Consider the following 19,536-nt stretch of genomic DNA (forward strand, 5'->3'; position numbering starts at 1 on the left):
GATGTATCGAGCCGGATGATGCATCGACATCCGAGGGGAATACTATGGCCAAGCCGTCCGTCGACCTGCTCCAGGGCACGCTCGACCTGCTCATCCTGAAGACGCTCTCCTGGGGGCCGGCGCACGGCTACGCCGTCGCGCGCTGGATCCAGCAGCTCACCGGCGCGGTGCTGCAGGTGGGCGAGGGCTCGCTCTACCCCGCGCTGCACCGCCTCGAGGAGCGCGGGTGGGTGGACACCGAGTGGCGCCTGTCGGAGCACAACCGGCGCGCGAAGTTCTACACGCTCACGTCGAAGGGCCGGCAGCAGCTGCGCACCGAGACGGCGACGTGGAACCAGTTCGTCGACGCCGTGGGGCGCGTGCTGCAGGCGACGTCGCAGCCGGCGTGACCGCCTAACGGCCCGCGTCCATGCGCCGCCTCCTCTTCCGGCGCGCCGACCTGCGGCGCGAGGTGGACGACGAGCTCGCGTTCCACCTCGAGATGCGCGTGCGCGACCACGAGGCCGAGGGCCTCGCCACGCCCGCGGCGCGCGCGGCGGCCGAGCGCGAGTTCGGCGACGTGCGCGCGATCCGCGCCGCGTGCCTCACCATCGACGAGCGCCGCCGCCGGCGTGCGCGGAGATCCGAGTACATGAGCGACCTGTGGCAGGATCTGCGGCTGGCCGCGCGCGCCCTGCGGGCGAGCCCGGTGTTCGCGCTGACCGCGGCGGCGTGCGTCGCGCTCGGCGTCGGCGTCACGACGACGATCTTCTCGATGGTGAACGCGGTGATCCTGCGACCGCTCCCGTACCGCGACGCCGACCGGCTCGTCGCCGTGTACGCGCAGAACGTGCAGCGCGGCTACCACGGCACCAACATCTCGTACCCCGACTACCTGAGCTGGCGCGACGACAGCCGCTCGCTCCAGTCGTTAGGCATCTGGACGTGGACGTCGCACGCGCTGTCGGGCCCGGGCGGCGACGCGGAGCGCGTGGAGGGCGCCGCGGTGGCGGCGAACCTCTTCCCGCTCCTCGGCGTCGCGCCGCAGCTCGGGCGCGGGTTCCTGCCGGAGGAGGAGCAAGCGGGGCGCTCGCGCGTGGTGCTGCTGAGCGACGGGCTCTGGCGACGCCGCTACGACGGGGACCGGTCGATCGTCGGCAAGTCGATCACCGTCGACGCGCAGCCGTACACGGTGGTGGGCGTGATGCCGCCGGGGTTCGCGTTCCCCGACCGCGGCACGATGTGGGTGCCGTTCGTCCAGGAGGGGTGGATGCAGGGGCGCGGCAACCGCGGGATCGCGGGCGCGATCGGCCGGCTCAAGCCGGGCGTGAGCCTCGAGCAGGCGCGCGCGGATCTCGCCACGGTGTCGGCGCGGCTGGAGCACGAGTACCGCGACGACAACACGGGATGGGCGGCGGAGCTGACCCCGCTGCGCGAGGATCTCGTGGGCGAGCTGCGGAAGCCAGTGCTCGTGTTCCTCGGCGCGGCCGCCGGGGTGCTGCTCATCGCATGCGCGAACGTCGCGAACCTGACGCTCGCGCGCGGCGCGGCGCGGCAGCGCGAGCTCGCGGTGCGCGCGGCGATCGGCGCCGGGCGCGGCCGGCTGGCGCGGCAGATCCTCACCGAGTGCGTGGTGGTCGCGGCGTTAGGCGGCGCGGTCGGCGCGGTGCTCTCGGTCGCCGGCGTGGCGCTGCTGGCACGCGCGACACCCGACGGCGTGCCGTTCTACGTCCAGTTCTCGGTGGACCGCGTGGTGCTCGCGTTCGCGGTGCTGCTCTCGCTGGCGACGGGGCTCGCGTTCGGCCTGGGACCGGCCGTGCGCACGTCGCGCGTGAGCCTGTCCGAGCCGCTCCGCGAGGGGACGCGCGCGACGGGCGACAGCGCGGCACGCGGGCGAGCGCGCGGCGCGCTCGTGGTGACGGAGGTGGCGCTGTCGCTCGTGCTCATGATCGGCGCGGGACTGCTCGTGCGCAGCTACCGTGCGCTGCTGCGCACCGATCTCGGATTCACGGAGAGCGGCGTGCTCACGGCGCGGGTGTCGCTCCCCGAGGCGACGTACAAGGAGGCGTCGCGCCGGCAGGCGTTCTACGACGCACTGCTGGAGCGCGTCGCGGCGCTGCCCGGCGTGCGGTCGGTCGGCTCGGGGCAGGGGATCCCGTTCAGCGGGTGGGACGTGCAGGCGGGCGTCACCGTCGAGGGGCGCGGGCCGGCGCGGCCGAACGAGGACGTCGACGCGCTGTATCAGTATGTGACGCCGGGCTTCCTCGACGCGATGGGCGTGCCGATCGTGCGCGGGCGCGGGCTGCGCGCGGCGGACCGCGACACGGCGGCGATGGTGGGCGTGGTGAACGAGCTGTTCGCGAAGACGTTCTTCCCCAACGTCGATCCGTTAGGCCGCCGCGTGCGCACCGGCCCGCAGGAGCCGTGGGTGACGATCGTCGGCGTGGCGCGCGACTACCGGCACTTCCGGCTGCCGAGGCCCGCCGGTCCGGCACTCTATCTCCCGTACGCGACCTACCCGATGAACACGCAGACGCTCGTCGTGCGCACGTCGCTCGCCGATCCGCTGGCGCTCGCGCCGGCGGTGCGCGCGGCGGTGCGCGCGCTCGACCCGACGGTCCCGGTGTACCGGGTGCAGTCGATGGAGGAGCAGGTGGCGCGCTCGGTGTGGCGGCAGCGGCTGCAGGGGCAGGTGCTCGCCGTGTTCGCGGCGCTCGCGCTGCTGCTCGCGGTGGTCGGGATGTACGGCGTGATCTCGTACGCGGTGGCGCAGCGCACGCGCGAGCTGGGGGTGCGGCTCGCGTTAGGCGCGTCGCGCGCGCAGGTCCTCGGTCTCGTGCTGCGGCAGGGGACGCGGCTGGCGCTCGTCGGCGTGGCGATCGGCCTCGGCGCGGCGTTCCTGCTGTCGCGCGTCGTGGCGAGCCTGCTCTACGAGGTGACGGCGCGCGACCCGCTGACGTTCGGCCTCGTGCCGCTGCTGCTCGCCGCGGCCGCGGTGCTCGCCTCGCTCGCGCCGGCGCGGCGCGCGACGCGGGTGGATCCGCTCATCGCCATGCGGGCGGACTGAAAGGGCAGGAGGGCAAGAGGGCAAGAGGGCAGGAGAGCTTCGGACTCTCCTGCCCTCCCGCCCTCCTGCCCTCCTGCCCTCGACGTTAGAAGAGCTGTGCCCAACTCCGCTCGCGGACCGGCCGCAGCACGGCCGAGCCGCGCAGCGCGCTTTCGACCGCGCACTTCGAGTACTGGACGAACTGGTTGCCGGTGAAGTTGCTGCCGCCGGTCGACAGGTTGATGTTGCGCGCGAGAATGGCGCCGGTGATGGTGGCCGTACCGGTGCCCTTGTTGACGTCGTCGCGCACGATGATCAGCCCCGAGAAGTCGAACGTGCCGTCGATCTCGAGACTGCCGTTGACGAGTAGGATCCCCTGCCCACGGCCGTTGCCATTGAGCGTCAGGTTCCCGTTGACGTAGATGATCGGGAAGCGCTCGTAGCAGCTCGGTGCCAGGTCGTTCGCCGAGCGGAACGGCTCGCCCCAGTTGTACGGCGTGTCGACGCAGGTGCCCGACGAGTCGACCGGCCCGATGTTCTGGTTGTAGACGCCGGACGGCAGCTTGATCGACGCGTTGTTCGTGAGCGTGATCCACGACTCGGTGCCGAAGCGCACGTAGCTGTTCGAGTCGGCGGCCAACGCGTCGCGCTGGACGGCGGGGCTCGACGTGATGTTGTTCGGTCCCGCGATGACCTTCGCGCCGGGCGGCACGTCGACGGCGGGGAGCCCGGGGCCGCGCATCGTCGAGCACTTCGTGGAGTCCCACTGGTTGGCCGTGCCGGCGTACGGCAGCACGTCGTTGCCGTTGATCGTCCCCGAGCCGTTGACCTGTACGTCGCCGTCGGCCATGACGGCGCCACGCGGCTGGATCGTGGGGTAGGCGAGCCGCACGAATGCGGAGACGTCGCGCGTCGCCTGGAGGTTCGGGTTCGGGATGCTCGCGCGTCCGATCGACTCGATCCAGTAGAGCATGTTGTCGAGGCGCGTGACGCGCACACGTGCGGTGTCGCCGTTGAACACGGCCACCATGCTGTCGTTCACCGCCCCGATGGGGAAGCCGCCGGCGACGGGTGGGACGTTGAGCGCGGGGTCCCACTTCGCCATGCGGAGGTTGAGGCCGTACTCGGCGACGCCGAACGCGCGCTGCTCGACGAGCGCGTTGCGGCCGCCGCGGTACGACTGCTGCGACGCCGCGAACCCGCCGGCGGCGACGAGGCCGAGGGCGACGAGACAGACGAGAGTGACGACGAGCGCCGCGCCGCGGCGCACGCCGTTGGGCAACGCGCGCGGGGCGCGCCTCGTGGAGCGTCTGGAGTTCGTCATTGGGTCTGCCGGTTGCGGAGAGCGATGCGAAGGAGCAGCGAGTCGCGCACGACCACGGTGTCCTTCTCGCCGCGGACGCGGGCTGCGCCGCGCAGCGTCACGTCGACGCGCCCGATGCGCGCGCCGAGGCCCGGCGGCGTCGGGAGCAGCACGCCGGTCGTGTCGTAGTACCGGAAGCGCACGCCCGACCCCGTCGCCGCGTAGGGCGCGAACGGGCCGGCGACCGCCTCGGTCGCGTTCCACTTGCCGCCGACGCTGTCGGCGTAGCCCAGGTACCAGCGCTTCGTCGTGGTCGACGCCTGGTAGAGCGCGTACCGCACGAGGCGGAGGAACCGCACCGGCCTCCCGGGCCCCCCGTCGACGACGGACACGGTGTCGTTCAGTGTCACGCGCCAGCGCGGCTTCGACGCCGGCGGGTCGAGCACCGGGTCCGTGAACGGCGCCCCGGGGCACGAGGTGCTGGGTGCCGCCCCGATCGAGACGATCTGCAGCATGCGCCAGCTGTCGTTCGACGGGTCGAGATCGTTGGTGACGTACACCGCCACCCAATCGCCCGGCTTGGGGTCCGTGTACCACGAGGTGAGGACGTTCCGCGCCAGGTTCTGCGGCGGCAGGTCGAGCGTGCTCGTGGTGGGCCGCCCGCAGATCACCGAGGTGCCGAAGTTGGCCCGCAGACGCACCGCCGAATCGGACATCGACACGACGTCGCCGAGCTGCACCGATGCCGCGCGCAGGTCGACCGGCAGCAGACCGAGCCCGGTGCGCAGGTCGCGCTGGATCGCGACCGACTCGCGCGTGCGGTTGTAGCCGCGGAGCTGTGTGACGAACACCTTCGCCACGGCGCCGCCGATGACGAGCACCAGCACGATCGTGACGAGCAGTTCGACGATCGAGAAGCCGGGGCGCGCGGCGCGCCGGCCGGAGCGTGGCGTCAGCGGCATGGGAGCACGTTCCTGTAGACGAGGGGGCGCGAGCGGCCGGGCACCGTCAGCGTGTCCTGCAGATCCAGGCGGTACGTGGCGGCGGTCACGACCCACCGTTCGGTGATGCCGCGATAGACCGGCGGCTTGCCCGTCGTGGTCCCCGCGGAGACGAACGTCTGACACGGGATGCTGGCGAGGGAGTCGAAGCGCGCCTGCGCGAGGGCCGACGCCACCGTCTGCACGCTTCCGCCGCGCGTCATCTTCGACGACGTGACGCCGAGCGTCGCGAGCGCGAGGAGGCCGACCGACAGCAGCAGGATGGCGAACACGACCTCGACGAGAGTGAAGCCGCGGCGCGCGTGGCGCGGCGGCGCGGCGACGCGCGCGCTCACAGCGAGCACCCGCGCGGCATGACCTGACCGAGATTCGTGATGCACACCGAGTCCTTGGCGGTGCCCTTGGTGATGATGACTCTCGCGATGCGGCCGAGGCGCGGGTTCGCGAAGCCCCGCCCGTCGTACGCCACCAGCGTGTCGCCGGGCGAGGCGAGCGACAGCTTGGCGCCGTACGCGGTGAGAAAGTCCTCCGGGGCCATCACGGTGTACGTACCGACCACCGAGCCGCCCGCGATCGCGACGGTATCGACGTACGCGAGCACCGCGTTGCCGCGAACGACGAATCGGCCGGTGCGGCCACGCTGCACGGCGCCGGCCCGCGCCGCGTCGAGCACGGCGGTGATGGTCTGGCGCACCGCACGCACCGCGAACGCATTGCGCGCACGCGCCAGCGGCGACCCGGCCATCGTTGCGAGGATGCTGGCCATCACGAGGGCGATCAGGAGCTCCGTGAGCGAGAACCCGGACCGCGCGAACGGCGAGCGACGACGCGTGACGGAATCAGTGATGTGCACCATGCCTCGGGAGGTCTCGACACGTGACGCGGACAAGTTGAGCGTCCGCGATGAACGCCGGCGTGCGCGGTACGATGCGCTCGCGCTCTACCGGCTGACGGGCGAGACCGAGCGCACGTCACCATGTCGCGCGTTCGCGAGTGTGACGGGCGTCGCGAGTGTGTCGGTGTGTCGCGCGTGCGCGACACGTGCACGCAGTGTGGCGCGCGCGCCATCGTCGCGCGGCAGCGCGCAGGGATCGTCGTCGGCGTCGCGCGGCGGCGTCGTTAGGCACGTGCGCGCGGCGTCGAGCAGCTCGTCGACGGAGCGGAAGCCGACGGGCGGATCGGCGAGCTCCACGTGCGGCCAGTCGAACGTGTCGGACGGCGTGCCGACGAGGCGGAAGCGGCCCTCGCCCCACGCGAGCACCCACCGACGGAAGCGGATCCACTCGCGCACCTTGCGCATCGTGTCGATGCGGCCGTCGCCGACGAGGATGTCGGCGGCGCGCCCGTACTGATGCGCGGAGGTCGCGGTGAACGTCTGCCCGTTGCCGTGCGCGAGCAGGTACGCCTGTCGCTCTGGGGCGCGGTACGTCTCGGCGACGCGCACGGTGAAGCCGGCGGCGCGCGCGGCGTCGAGCAGCTCGGCGAACGCGACGCGCGCATCGGCGTCGAGCCACGCGAGGCCGGTGTGATACGAGCTGCGCGCCGCGCCCGGCCACGCGCGACGATCGAGCGCGCGGATGCGGGCGACGAACGCCTCCCACGTCTCGCCGTGCCGCCGCCACGAGCGGTAGCCGACGCGTGCCGCGAGACCGCCGGCGCCGTCGTAGCGAAGCACGGCCGCGGGCGTGGAGTCGGGGAGCCAGAGCCGGTTCGGGTCGGCGATGCCGAACGCGTCGCGGAGCAGGGCGCGCTCCTCGTCGGTGAACGCGCGCCGCACGTAGCGCGGCCGGCGGTGCGCGTCGCGGCCGGCGTAGGCGAGGGCATCGGCCTCGCGCGCGGATGCCGAGCTGTCGACGACGGCCGGCGGCGCGGGCGCGGGCGCCGGCGCCGGCGCGGCGGGCTCGGCGAGCGCGGTCGGGGTGCGCAGGCCGCGGACGCCGAGGCACGCGCCCGCGAGCAGGAGGATGCCGGCGAAGGCGAGCGCGGTGCGACGGACGTGGGCGCGCTGCACGGGGGCGGGCGCCACCCGCTCCCGTGCAGGAATGCGCGTCTGCGTCTCGGACGACGGGGGCGCGACCCTCGTGCGCCGCCGGCGTCGGGTCATCCGGCGAGCTGCTGCCACGTCTGCCTCACTGCTACGTCGAGCGGCGCCGCCCGGGGGGTTGGGACGGGCCGCCGGAGTTCGAGAGGCCAGGATCGTGCCGCGGCGGGAGCGCGACTGACGGCGGGACGATCCACGGCGGGACGATCCACGGCGGGACGATCCACGGCGGGATCGCTCGCGCGGGATCGTAGTTATCAGGGGGGCTCCCCCCCCTTCGCCCAAGGTGCTGCTCGGTCGACGCGCCGCGGTACCGATCCGACGCCGACCGGATCCCGCGCGACGCACCGCCGTCAGCGCGCGCCGAGCCCCGGAGCCGACGCGGGCGGGCGGCGGTGGTGGGTCGCCTGCTCGTAGCCGTAGACGAGCCGGAACAGCGGGCCCTCGGTCCACGGGCGGCCGAAGAACGTCATCCCCGCCGGCAGCGCGCCGGCGCCGGTCGCGTTAGGCGTCCACCCCATCGGCACCGTGACCGCGGGGAAGCCGGTCATCGGCGAGAAGATCTGGCTGTTGTCGCCCGCCGGCGTGTTCAGGTCGCCGATGAGGCGCGGCGGGTTGCTCCACGTCGGGTAGACCAGCGCGTCGAGCTTCAGGGAGTCCATCATCGCGAGCACCGCGGTGCGCAGCTCGGCGCGCGCGCCCTCGTAGCTGCGACACCCCGCGCTCGTCTCGGGCGGCTCGGTGGCGCCCTGCGCGTTGCGCAGCCGGAGCTCCACGGTCGGGTGGAAGCGGCGCGAGCGGAGCACGTCGTCGACGGTCTTCACCGGTGCGTTAGGCGCACGCGCGGCGAGATACCGCTCGAGATCGTACTTGAACCGGTTGCAGCCGCCGCTCCGTCGCAGGATCGCGTCGAGCGAGTCGACGCGCGCGGGGTCGACGACGACGGCGCCGGCGGCGCGCAGCTCGTCGAGCGCGTGGGCGAACACGCGCAGCACGGCGGAGTCGGCGGACGGGCGCTCGTACGCTTGCCGGAGCACGCCGATCCGCGCGCCCTTCAGGCCACCGGGCGTCAGAAACGCGCGATAGTCGCGCTCGCGCCGGGCGCCGACGGTGACGGAGTCCGCGGGGTCGGCGCCGGCGACGACGTCGAACACCGCGACGGCGTCGGCGACGGTGCGCGCCATCGGGCCCGCGATGTCGGCGACGGCGCTCAGCGGCACGACGCCGGCGCGCGACGTGAGTCCCATCGTGGAGCGGATGCCGACGAGCGCCTGGAACGACGACGGCCCGCGGATGGAGTTGCCGGTGTCGGTGCCGAGTCCGACCTCGCCGAGGCTCGCCGCGACGGCGGCCGCGGTGCCGCCGCTGGAGCCGGCCGTCACGCGGTCGAGCGCGTAGGGGTTCTTCGTGTAGCCCGGAAGGATCGAGCTCACGGTCTCGTACGGCGTGAACGCCCACTCGGCCATGTTCGACTTCGCGAGCACGATCGCCCCGGCGGCGCGGATGCGCGCGACCATGGTCGCGTCCTGCGGCGGACGCCATCCCTGCAGCGCGAGCGAGCCGGCGGTGGTCTGGAGATCCGCCGTCTCGAAGTTGTCCTTCACGATCATGGGGACGCAGTGCAGCGGTCCCGTTAGGCCCTCGCGCGCGAAGCGCCGGTCGAGCGAGTCGGCGACCGACAGCGCCGCGGGATTCACCGTCACGAGCGCGTTGATCGCGGGGCCCTTCTTGTCGTACGCCGCGATGCGGTCGAGATATGCCTGCACGAGCGCGCGGCAGGTGAGCCGGTGCGCGCGCATCGCCGCGTGGACGTCGGCGATGGTGGTCTCCTCGACGCGGAACGCCGGGCGTTGGGCGAGGACGGCGGACGGCGCGAGCAGGAGTGCGACGAGAGCGTGGGGACGCATCATCTCCATTGCGTTACCATGATTTCCATCGGTCTCGATGCCGATGGACATGATGTTAACGCAATGGCGATGATGCGTCGGACTATCGTGTCGGCGCGTGGGCCTTGCACGCCACGCAGTAGCGCGTCTGCGGGATCGCGTCGAGCCGGTCGAAGCTGATGGTCTGGCCGCAGTTATCGCAGACGTCGAACGTCTCGGGCGATCGGTAGAGGCGGCGCAGCGCGTCGTCGATCCGCCAGAGCGTGCGCGACTCCTGGCTCGCGAGCAGGAAGCTCGTCTCCTGCTGCATGGTGTCGGTGCCCTGGTCCGCCATGTGGAACGGGTAGTTCGTCAGATCGCCGTCCGACTCGCTGGAGCCCGCGCCGAACTGCTCCGCGTTGCGCCCGAGCTGACGGATCAGGAGACGCCGCTCCTCGAGCAGGCGCTTCTGGTAGTGCGCGAGCCGCTCCGCGCGCGCCGCCGCGTTCGGGTCGTCGTCCTCTGGTTTCGCCCTGCGCGGTGCCGCCATCGGGTCCTCGCCGGCCATGCGATTGCGGGGGGATCTCGTGCGGGGAAAGGGCAGGGGGCGTGCCCGGACGACGGGGTGCGTCGCCGTTGCGGGGTCGGGCGTTCGTTGGGTACGGTACCGCGCGTCGCGACGTGCCATGTTGGGCGTGGGGGGGGGAGCCCCCTCGGCGCTCAGTACCCGCGCAGACCCCGCTCGTGCCCTTCCTATTCCTTCAGCCCGAGCGCCGAGGCTCCACCGTCGGCACGGAGGTGCGCGGCGCCGTCGCGACGTTCCTCACGATGGCGTACGTGCTCGTCGCGAACCCGTCCATCCTCGCCGCGGCCGGGGTGCCGGTCGTCCCCGCGGTGGCGGGAACCGCGGCCGCGGCGGCGATCGCGTCGATCCTCATGGGCGTCGTGGCCGACTTCCCGCTCGCGCTCGCGTCGGGGATGGGGCTCAACGCCGTCATCGCGTTCCAGATCGCGCCCGCGGTGGGCTCGTGGCAGACGGCGATGGGGCTCGTCGTGCTCGACGGCCTGGTGGTGCTCGCGCTCGTGCTGTTCGGCCTGCGCGAGGCGGTGATGCGCGCGATCCCGCACGACCTGCGGCTCGCGATCGGCGTCGGCATCGGACTGTTCATCGCGTTCATCGGCGCCGTGAACGCGCGGCTCGTCGTCGTGCCGGCGGGGACGATCGCGGTGCTCGGCCACACACCGACCGCCGTGCTCCCGCCGGTGACCTACGGGTCGCTGCACGCGCCCGAAGCGATCGTCGCCCTCGTCGGGACGTGCCTCACGGCGGCACTCGTCGCGCGGCGCGTGACGGGCGCGATCGTGATCGGCATCGTGGCGAGCACGGTGCTCGCGTTCGCGCTCGGCATCGCGTCGCTGCCGGCGGGCGGACTGCTCGCGTCGCCGCGCTTCGACACGTTCGCGCAGGCGAATCTGCGCGGCGCCCTCGCGCCGGGCGCGCTCGCCCTGCTGCTGCCGATCATGCTCGTGGACTTCTTCGACACGATCGGCACCGCGACGGCGATCGCCGAGGAGGCGGGGCTCGAGGACGACGAGGGGCGCATCCCGGGGCTCAAGCGCGTGCTCGCGATCGACGCGCTCGCGGCGTCGATCGGCGGATTGTTCGGCGTGAGCTCGGTGACGGCGTACATCGAGTCGGCGGCAGGCGTGGCGGAGGGCGCGCGCACGGGACTGCACTCGATCGTCGTGGGGCTGCTGTTCGCGCTCGCGATGTTCGCCGCGCCGCTCGCCGCGGTGGTGCCCGCCGCCGCGACGGCACCGGCGCTCATCATCGTCGGCTTCCTGATGTGCGCGCAGGTGACGCGCATCGACTTCCGCACGGCGGCGACGGGCATCCCCGCGTTCGTGCTGCTGGCGACGATCCCGTTCACGTACTCGATCTCGCACGGGATCGGCTACGGGTTCATCACGTACACGGTGGTGCAGCTGCTCGGCGGCCGGTGGCGCGAGCTGCACCCGCTGATGCTCGGCGCGTCGCTGCTGTTCGCGGCGTACTTCGTGTTCGGCTGAGTGATATTGAACGGCGGAGGACGCAGAGGGCCGCAGAGGACTGTCCTCTTTGATCGAACCACAGGTCCGAGGTGCTGGGCGAGTACAACTGGGGATCCAACGGCGATGAACAGGATCTCGAGATCTTTGCAATCGCACTTGGATCCCCAGAGTACTCGCCTGCCACCTCGCCCCATCGGTGTTCTCTGCGGCCCTCTGCGGCCCTCTGCGGTTCATTCACAAGGCAAGGGCCGCATCGTTAGGCCCCGTCCGCCTGCGCCCGCAGCTCGATGTCCGCGAGCAGCCGCGCGACCTCGTAGCGCCGCCGCTTCTCGGCCGCGTCGGGCTCGGGGCTCGCGGGGCCGGCGATCTCGTCGACGTCCTCAGGGAGCACGACGGCGGCGATGCGGCGGCCGTCCTCGAGGGTGCGCTCGAAGACGAAGGTCCCGTCGGGGGTCTGGGTGCAGTTCGGGTCGTGGAAGGACATCGACCGCCGTGCGCAGCAAGCCCGGTACCGTCGTCGCGCCGGAGCGCGGTCACGCCACCCGCGCCAGGTCGGTGCCCGCCGTCTCGCGCGCACGCCAGAGCGCGACCAGCCCCGGCAGCGCCATCGCCGCGGCGTACGCCGACACCGGCACCGTCGAGCCGAAGCGGCCGAGCAGCGCGACCCCGATGAGCGGCGCCACGGCCCCGGCGCCGACCGTGGCGAGCTGGTAGCCGACGGAGAAGCCGGTGTAGCGCGCCGCGGTCGGGAACAGCTCGACGAAGAACGCCGACATGCCGCCGACGATGACGCCGTGCACGAGCCCCCCGACCGCCGCCGCGCCCAGCACCGCGGCCTCGCTCCCTCGCGCGCACACCGGAAAGAGCACGAACGCCCACACCGCGGCGCCGGCGAGGCCTAACGCCGTGACCGGCCGACGGCCCACGCGGTCCGAGAGCGCCCCCGCGGCGAAGATGGCGCCGACCTCCACCACCGACGACACGAGCGTGCCGCCGAGGGCGAGCGCGCGCGGGCGGTGCAGCACGCGCGTCACGTACACGACGAAGAACGTCGTGAAGACGTAGAACAGCGCGTTCTCGCCCGCCTTCACGAACAGCACCGTGAGCATCGCCCGCCAGTGCTCGGCGAGCGTGCCGCCCAACGAGAGACGCGGCCGCCCGGCGCGGCGGGCGACGTACGCGCGGTAGAGCGGCGACTCCTCGACGCGCCGCCGCACCCACACGCCGACGACGATGAGCAGCCCCGAGGCCACGAACGCGACGCGCCACCCCCACGCGACGAACCGCGCCTCGCCGAGGGTGGCGCCGAGCAGCGCGAGCATGCCGGCGGAGAGCAGGTTGCCGACCGCACCGCCGATCATCGGCCACGCGCTCCACAAGCCGCGCCGCTCGCGGCTCAACGTTTCCGTCACGAGCAGCAGCGCGCCCCCGACCTCACCGCCGACGGCGACGCCCTGCAGCAGTCGGAGAAGCACGAGCAGCGCCGGCGCGGCGAGGCCGATCGTCGCGTACGTCGGTACGAGCCCGACGGCGACCGTCGCGAGCCCCATGAGGACGAGGCTCCACACGAGCGCGCGCTTGCGCCCCACGCGGTCGCCGAGGATGCCGAACACGATGCCGCCGACGGGACGCGTCACGAAGCCGACGGCGTAGGTCATGAGCCCGAGCAGCACGCCGACGAGCGGCTCGACGCGCGGGAAGAACGCGCGGTCGAACACGAGCGCCGCGGCCGACGCGAACACGAAGAAGTCGTACCACTCGATGATCGTCCCGACGGAGCTCGCCGCGCGGAGCGTTCGCTCCGCCTGCGTGGAGGTCGAAGTCATCCGGTGAAGCTAGGGCACGAGGGCACGAGGGCAGGAGGGCAGGAGGGCAGGAGTCATCGCCTCTCGTGCCCTCCTGCCCTCGTGCCCTCCTGCCCTGTAGTATGAACCCCGTGAGAGTCGTGATCGTCGGCGGCGGCCCGGCGGGCCTGTACACCGCGCTGCTGCTCAAGCGCGCGGACCCCGCGCACGACGTCACGGTGGTGGAGCGCAACCGTGCCGACGACACGTTCGGGTGGGGCGTCGTGTTCTCCGATCAGACGCTCGAGAACTTCCGCGCCGCCGACGAGCCGACGTTCCGCGCGATCACCGAGCACTTCGCGCACTGGGACGACATCGACGTCGTGATCCGCGGGCGCCGCATCACGTCGGGCGGACACGGGTTCAGCGGCATCGCGCGGCGCACGCTGCTCCACATCCTCCAGCAGCGCGCCCGCGAGCTCGGCGTCGACCTCCGCTTCTGCACGGAGGTGCCCGACGGCGACCCGGCGGCGATCGGGCTCACCGACGCGGACGTGATCGTCGCGGCGGACGGCGTGAACAGCGGGGTGCGCGCGCGCCACGCCGCGGCGTTCGCGCCCGACCTCGACGTGCGCACGAACCGGTTCGTGTGGCTCGGCACGAGGTTCCCGTTCGACGCGTTCACGTTCTACTTCGTGGAGAACGCGCACGGCGTCTTCCAGGCGCACTGCTACCGCTTCGAGGAGGGGGCGTCGACGTTCATCGTCGAGTGCGACGAGCGGTCGTGGCGCGCCGCGGGGCTCGACGCGGCGGACGCCGGTGAGACGGTACGCGCGTGCGAGGCGCTGTTCGCCGAGTGGCTCGACGGGCACCCGCTGCTGTACAACGGCGCGCGCGCGGCGTCGCCGTGGGAGCGGTTCACGCGCGTGCGCACCGCGCGGTGGCACCACGACAACGTCGTCCTCGTCGGCGACGCGGCGCACACCGCGCACTTCTCCGTCGGGTCGGGCACCAAGCTCGCGATGGAGGACGCGATCGTGCTGGCGCGCGAGCTGTCGTCCACGACCGACCTCGCGTCGGCGTTCGCGCGCTACCAGGACGAGCGGATGACCGAGGCGCTGCGGCTGCAGAACGCGGCGCGCAACTCGATGGAGTGGTTCGAGCACGTGCGGCGCTACGTGCATCTGCCGCCGGAGCAGTTCGCGTACTCGCTGCTCACGCGCAGCCAGCGGGTGAGCCATGAGAATCTCCGCCTGCGGGACCCGTCGTACGTCGCGGGCGTGGAGCGGTGGTTCGCCGGAGTGAGCGTAGAGCGTGGAGCGTGGAGCGTGGAGGGGACCGACGAGCGCTTCACGCTCCACGCCCCACGCTCCACGCTCACCGTCCCGCCGATGTTCACGCCGTTCACGCTGCGCGGGATGACGTTGTCGAATCGGATCGTCGTCTCTCCGATGGACATGTACAGCGCCGTGGACGGTACGCCGAACGACTTCCACCTCGTGCACCTCGGCGCGCGCGCGCTCGGCGGCGCGGCGCTCGTGATGACGGAGATGGTCTGCGTGTCGCCCGATGCGCGCATCTCGCTCGGCTGCACGGGGCTGTACCGCGACGAGCACGTCGCGCACTGGCGCCGCGTGGTGGCGTTCGTGCACGAGTGGACGCCGGCGAAGATCTGCCTGCAGCTCGGCCACTCGGGGCGCAAGGGCTCCACGCGGCTGCCGTGGGAGGACGGGGGCGCCGACGCGCCGTTAGGCAGCGACGCGGCGTGGGAGTGCGTGGGGCCCTCGGCGGTGTCGTACAACGCGCTGCAGCCGCCGCCGCGCGAGATGACGCGCGCCGACATGGACGCCGTCCGCGACGCGTTCGTGCGCGCGACGCGCCTGGGGCTCGACGCGGGATTCGACATGATCGAGCTGCACGCGGCGCACGGCTACCTGCTCTCGAGCTTCCTCACGCCGGTGAGCAACCGCCGCACCGACGCGTACGGCGGCTCGCTCGAGAACCGGCTGCGCTTTCCGCTCGAGGTGTTCCGCGCCATGCGCGACGCGTGGCCCGCCGATCGCCCGATGTCGGTGCGCGTCTCGGCCACCGACTGGGTCGAGGAGGGGATCACGGCCGAGGAGTCCGTGGCGATCGGACGCGCGTTCGTCGACGCGGGGGCCGACATCATCCACGTCTCCACGGGGCAGACGACGAGCGGCGCGACGCCGGTGTTCGGCCGGCTGTGGCAGACGCCGTACAGCGACGCGATCCGCAACGAGGCCCGCGTGCCGACGATCGCCGTCGGCAACGTGACGGAGCCCGACCAGGTGAACGCGATCGTCGCCGCGGGACGCGCGGATCTCGTCGCGATCGGCCGGCCGCACCTCAGCGACCCGCAGTGGACGCTGCACGCCGCGGCGGAGCTGGGCTACGCGGGCGTCGAGTGGCCGCGCCAGTACTACCTCGGGCGCGTGCAGCTCGAGCGCGAGACGGAGCGGCGGCGGGGCGCGTCACGATGACCATCACCGGTCCCCTGCGGTCGTCGCTCGCCGGCCGCTACGCCGTGGAGCGCGAGATCGGTCGCGGCGGCATGGCGACGGTGTACCTCGCGCGCGACCTGCGGCACGACCGGCTCGTCGCGCTCAAGGTGCTCGACCCCGAGCTCGGCGCGGTGCTCGGCGCCGGTCGATTCCTGGGCGAGATCAAGACGACGGCGGGGCTGCAGCACCCGCACCTGCTCCCACTGTTCGACAGCGGCGAGGCGGACGGGCTGCTGTTCTACACGATGCCGTTCGTCGACGGCGAGAGCCTGCGCGCGCGCCTCGATCGCGAGCGGCAGCTGCCGGTGGCGGAGGCCGTGCGCATCGCCGCGGCGGTCGCGGACGCGCTGGAGCACGCGCACCGGCGCGGCGTGGTGCATCGCGACCTCAAGCCCGAGAACGTGCTGCTCGACCGCGACGGCCACGTGCTCGTCGCCGACTTCGGCATCGCGCTCGCCGTGTCGCGCGCCGGCGGGGCGCGGGTCACGCAGACCGGGCTGTCGTTGGGCACCCCGCAGTACATGAGCCCCGAGCAGGCCGCCGCCGACCGCGCGCTCGACGCGCGCTCGGACGTGTACTCGTTAGGCGCCGTGGCCTACGAGATGCTCGCCGGCGAGCCGCCGCACGTCGGGCCGACGGTGCAGGCGATCGTGGCGCGCGTGCTCACGGAGACGCCGCGCGACCTGCGCCTGCTGCGGCCCGCGGTGCCGGAGCCGGTCGCGCGGGCGGTCGCGCGCGCGCTGGAGAAGCTGCCCGCCGACCGATGGCAGACGGCGCGCGAGTTCGGCGAGGCGCTGCGGGCGGGCGAGGACACGCCGGTCCCGGGCGCGCCGCCCCGCGCGCCGGCCGTTAGGCGGCGGCGCGACCCGCTCGTGCTCGCGCTGGCCGCGACGAGCGTGGCGTCGTTAGGCCTCGCGGCGTGGGGGTGGCGGCGCGCGCTCGCGCGGCCCGAGGCGGCGCCGGCGCGCTTCGTCCTCGCGCCGCCGGCGGGGCTGCGGCTCGACGCGCCGTCGAGCGCCCCGGTGATCGTCGCGCCCGACGGCGGCGCACTGCTGTTCAGCGCGGCCGCGCCCGGCGCGAGGCGCATGCTCTATTACCGGCCCCTCGCGGAGCTGGCCCCACGGCCGCTCGCCGGCACCGAGGACGCCGCCAGCCCCGCGTTCTCGCCCGACGGACGCCGCGTGGCGTTCTTCGTCGGCCTCACGCTGCGCACGGTGTCGGTCGGCGGCGGCGACGTGACCGACGTGGCGACGGTGCGGTCGTGGCACTCGGGCATCGCGTGGACGCGCGCGGGTGAGCTGGTCTTCGGCTCCGAGCAGGGGCTGTGGCGCGTCCCCGCGACGGGCGGCACGCCCACGCCGCTCACGCGCGTGGACACGACCCGCGGCGAGGTGTCGCACTGGATGCCCCGGCCGCTCCCCGACGGAACGTCGCTCGTGTACGCCGTCTCTCGCTCCGGTGCCGCGAATCCCGCGAGCCTGAGCCTCGTGTCGCTGGCGACGGGCGAGACCACGCCGTTGGACGTGAGCGCATACGCGCCGTTAGGCACCCGCGGCGCGTGGCTCCTCGTCGAGCGGCGCGACGGCGTCACGGGGAGCATCGCGGCGGTGCCGTTCGACGCGCGGCGCCGACGGGTCGGGACGACGTCGGTGACGCTCGCGCAGGGGCTGACGTTCCGGACGACCGTCGGGCTGAACGCGTCGCTCGCCGACGACGGCTCGCTGGTGTACACGCGCGGCGTGCCGGGCCGCCGACTGGCGATCACCGACGCCGGCGGCGCGATCACCGCGACGTTCCCGGAGACGCGCGGCTTCTTCGACCCGCACGTGTCGCCCGACGGGCGGCGCGTCGCGGTCGTCGTGGCCGAAGCGGGCGGCGCCGACGCGCCGACGGCCGACGTGTGGGTCTACGACGTGGGGTCGGAAACACCCAGCCGGCTCACCGCCGGACAGCTCGTGCGCTACGTCGCGTGGGCGCCCGGCGGGACGCGGCTCGTCTACGTGCAGAACCCCGTGCGCGGACCGTCGGAGATCTGGACGGTGTCCGGCGACGGCAGCGGCGCGGCCGAACGGCTCTACGCCGCGCCCGAGGGGGTCCGCATCCAATCGCCGCCGTCGTACGTCGACGACGGACGCGCCGTGATCTTCGAGGCCATCGACCAGCGCACCCGGCGGCACGAGATCTGGCGCGTGCGCCTCGACTCCGCCGGCGGTGCCGCGGGCGCGCCGCTCCTGCGCTCGCCGTTCGACCTCGAGGACCCGCAGGTCTCGCCCGACGGCCGTTGGCTCGCCTACAGCTCCGACGAGACGGGGCAGCTGGAGGTGTACGTCCGCGCATACCCCGCGCTCGACCGGCGCGTGCGCATCTCCGCGGCGGGCGGCATCGCGCCGACGTGGGCGTCGGACGGGCGGCGGCTGTTCTATCAGGAGTCCGAGACGAGCGGCGGCCTCCTCGCCGCCGCGGTCGCGGCGGCGAGCGGGTCGCTCGCGGTGACGGAGCGTCGCGAGGTGCTGGCCACGTCGGGTGGCGAGCGGCCGATCGCCGGGTGGGGGACTACGACGTGCGGCCCGGCGGCGCGGGGTTCGTCCTCGTCCGCCCGGTCGAGGAGCGCGGCCAGGAGCTCGTGCTCGTGCAGCACTGGGACCGCGAGCTGCGCGCACGCGCCGGCGGACGATGACGGACCGGGAGACCCTCGACATGCCTAACGACGACCCGTACCTGCGCGGCAAGCACGCGATCGTGACCGGCGGCAGCCGCGGCATCGGCGCCGCGATCGCCGCCGAGCTGGCCCGCGCCGGCGCCGACCTCACCATCCTGGCGCGCTCCACCGCGCGCCTCGACCAGCAGGCCGAGCGCCTCCGGGCGCTCGGCGCGCAGGTGACGGCGCTCGAGTGCGACATCGCCGAGGAGGCGAGCGTGCGCGCCTGCTTCGCGCGCGCCCGCGACGAGCGCGGCGACGCGTACGTGCTCGTGAACAACGCCGGCATGGCGGAGGCGGCTCCGTTCGGCGCGACGTCGCGCGAGCTGTGGGACCGCACGCTCGCCGTGAACCTCACGGGCGTGTTCACCTGCACGCAGCAGGTGCTGCCCGCCATGCTGCGGGCGCGCGCCGGCCGCGTGGTGAACGTGGCGTCGACGGCGGGGCTCCGCGGCTACAAGACGATGTCCGCGTACTGCGCGTCGAAGCACGGCGTGGTCGGCCTCACGCGCGCGCTCGCCGCCGAGACGGCGAAGCACGGCGTGACGGTGAACGCCGTGTGCCCCGGCTACGTCGCGACCGACATGACCGAGCACGCGGTGTCGAACGTGGTGCGCGCACTCGGCAAGTCGGAGGAGGACGCGCGAGCGATGATCGTCGGCACGGTGCCGCGCGGCTCGCTCATCACGCCGGAGGAGGTCGCGAGCGCCGTCCTCTGGCTCTGCCGGCCGGAGGCGGGCGCCGTGAGCGGCGTGGCGCTGCCGATCGCCGGAGGAGAGATGCCGTGAGCGACATCTGGCCGCACCACTTCGCGTGGCGAGTCGAGGGACGCGTCGGCGTCGTCACGTTCGACCGCCGGAGCGCAAGAATCCCCTCACGTTCGAATCCTATCGCGAGCTCACCGACACGTTCGTCGCGCTGCGCGAGGCGCGCGACGTGCGCGCGGTCGTGCTCACGGGCGCGGAGGGCAACTTCTGCTCCGGCGGCGACGTGCACGAGATCATCGGCCCGCTCGTCGCCATGAAGCGCGCCGGCGACGACGCCGGGCTGCTCGCGTTCACGCGCATGACGGGCGACCTCGTGAAGGCGATGCGCGCCTGCCCGCTGCCGATCGTCGCCGCGGTGGACGGCGCGTGCGCGGGCGCGGGCGCGATCCTCGCCATGGCGAGCGATCTGCGCATCGGCACGGCGCGCAGCCGCGTCGCGTTCCTGTTCGCGCGCGTCGGGCTCTCCGGCGCCGACATG

Annotated in this window: 15 protein-coding genes and 1 pseudogene; 7 read left to right on the plus strand and 9 right to left on the minus strand. The window is 73.4% G+C overall.

Annotation, left to right across the window (positions count from 1 at the left end; all coding sequences use genetic code 11):
• Nucleotides 1–44: 44 nt before the first annotated feature.
• On the plus strand, nucleotides 45–389 hold the full coding sequence (locus J421_RS31815; RefSeq protein WP_025415182.1) for a PadR family transcriptional regulator: 345 nt from the start codon (nucleotides 45–47) through the stop codon (nucleotides 387–389).
• Between the two features lie 20 nt (nucleotides 390–409).
• Nucleotides 410–3,046 carry an ABC transporter permease gene (locus tag J421_RS31820; RefSeq protein WP_104023587.1) on the plus strand — a complete coding sequence of 879 codons (2,637 nt, stop codon included), beginning with the start codon at nucleotides 410–412 and terminating at the stop codon, nucleotides 3,044–3,046.
• 85 nt (nucleotides 3,047–3,131) lie between these two features.
• Here J421_RS31820 and J421_RS31825 read toward each other — a convergent pair whose 3' ends face one another.
• The 7 genes from J421_RS31825 to J421_RS31855 form a co-directional block, all read right to left on the minus strand.
• Nucleotides 3,132–4,349: a pilus assembly PilX N-terminal domain-containing protein gene (locus tag J421_RS31825; protein ID WP_025415184.1), complete on the minus strand. Its 1,218-nt coding sequence runs from the start codon at nucleotides 4,347–4,349 to the stop codon at nucleotides 3,132–3,134.
• Nucleotides 4,346–5,290 (minus strand): hypothetical protein, encoded by a 945-nt coding sequence (locus J421_RS31830; RefSeq protein ID WP_025415185.1) that lies wholly within the window; start codon nucleotides 5,288–5,290, stop codon nucleotides 4,346–4,348. Before J421_RS31830 ends, J421_RS31825 begins: the two co-directional genes overlap by 4 nt.
• Nucleotides 5,281–5,664, minus strand: coding sequence for a type IV pilus modification PilV family protein (locus J421_RS33365; protein WP_025415186.1), 384 nt, complete (start codon nucleotides 5,662–5,664; stop codon nucleotides 5,281–5,283). The genes J421_RS31830 and J421_RS33365 overlap by 10 nt, the downstream gene beginning before the upstream one ends.
• The gene (locus J421_RS31840) at nucleotides 5,661–6,185 is read right to left on the minus strand and encodes a pilus assembly FimT family protein (protein WP_025415187.1); all 525 of its coding nucleotides are present in this window, start codon (nucleotides 6,183–6,185) and stop codon (nucleotides 5,661–5,663) included. Before J421_RS31840 ends, J421_RS33365 begins: the two co-directional genes overlap by 4 nt.
• Before the next feature lie 84 nt (nucleotides 6,186–6,269).
• Nucleotides 6,270–7,340 carry a M15 family metallopeptidase domain-containing protein gene (locus tag J421_RS31845; protein WP_148306676.1) on the minus strand — a complete coding sequence of 357 codons (1,071 nt, stop codon included), beginning with the start codon at nucleotides 7,338–7,340 and terminating at the stop codon, nucleotides 6,270–6,272.
• 383 nt (nucleotides 7,341–7,723) lie between these two features.
• The gene (locus J421_RS31850; RefSeq protein ID WP_025415189.1) at nucleotides 7,724–9,277 is read right to left on the minus strand and encodes an amidase family protein; all 1,554 of its coding nucleotides are present in this window, start codon (nucleotides 9,275–9,277) and stop codon (nucleotides 7,724–7,726) included.
• An 82-nt stretch (nucleotides 9,278–9,359) separates the two neighbouring features.
• Nucleotides 9,360–9,785 (minus strand): TraR/DksA family transcriptional regulator, encoded by a 426-nt coding sequence (locus J421_RS31855; RefSeq protein ID WP_158509022.1) that lies wholly within the window; start codon nucleotides 9,783–9,785, stop codon nucleotides 9,360–9,362.
• Nucleotides 9,786–9,979: 194 nt separating this feature from the next.
• Between J421_RS31855 and J421_RS31860 the strand changes: the two genes are divergently transcribed.
• Nucleotides 9,980–11,305 carry an NCS2 family permease gene (locus tag J421_RS31860; protein WP_025415191.1) on the plus strand — a complete coding sequence of 442 codons (1,326 nt, stop codon included), beginning with the start codon at nucleotides 9,980–9,982 and terminating at the stop codon, nucleotides 11,303–11,305.
• 238 nt (nucleotides 11,306–11,543) lie between these two features.
• On the opposite strand, the gene J421_RS31865 is transcribed toward J421_RS31860, so the two are convergent.
• Nucleotides 11,544–11,771, minus strand: coding sequence for a hypothetical protein (locus J421_RS31865; protein ID WP_025415192.1), 228 nt, complete (start codon nucleotides 11,769–11,771; stop codon nucleotides 11,544–11,546).
• A gap of 49 nt (nucleotides 11,772–11,820) precedes the next feature.
• The gene (locus tag J421_RS31870; RefSeq protein WP_025415193.1) at nucleotides 11,821–13,113 is read right to left on the minus strand and encodes an MFS transporter; all 1,293 of its coding nucleotides are present in this window, start codon (nucleotides 13,111–13,113) and stop codon (nucleotides 11,821–11,823) included.
• Between the two features lie 110 nt (nucleotides 13,114–13,223).
• Here J421_RS31870 and J421_RS31875 point away from each other — a divergent pair, with 110 nt between their 5' ends.
• From J421_RS31875 to J421_RS31890, 4 genes and pseudogenes are all read left to right on the plus strand, one after another.
• A complete protein-coding gene (locus J421_RS31875; protein ID WP_025415194.1) occupies nucleotides 13,224–15,572 on the plus strand; it encodes a bifunctional salicylyl-CoA 5-hydroxylase/oxidoreductase in 2,349 nt (782 codons plus the stop codon).
• Nucleotides 15,569–18,298 carry a protein kinase domain-containing protein gene (locus tag J421_RS31880; RefSeq protein WP_025415195.1) on the plus strand — a complete coding sequence of 910 codons (2,730 nt, stop codon included), beginning with the start codon at nucleotides 15,569–15,571 and terminating at the stop codon, nucleotides 18,296–18,298. Before J421_RS31875 ends, J421_RS31880 begins: the two co-directional genes overlap by 4 nt.
• Nucleotides 18,291–19,079: an SDR family NAD(P)-dependent oxidoreductase gene (locus J421_RS31885; protein WP_025414419.1), complete on the plus strand. Its 789-nt coding sequence runs from the start codon at nucleotides 18,291–18,293 to the stop codon at nucleotides 19,077–19,079. The genes J421_RS31880 and J421_RS31885 overlap by 8 nt, the downstream gene beginning before the upstream one ends.
• A 5-nt stretch (nucleotides 19,080–19,084) precedes the next feature.
• Nucleotides 19,085–19,536: pseudogene (locus J421_RS31890) on the plus strand (enoyl-CoA hydratase-related protein); the annotation flags it as partial.

It is taken from the genome of Gemmatirosa kalamazoonensis, assembly GCF_000522985.1.
Lineage (GTDB): Bacteria > Gemmatimonadota > Gemmatimonadetes > Gemmatimonadales > Gemmatimonadaceae > Gemmatirosa > Gemmatirosa kalamazoonensis.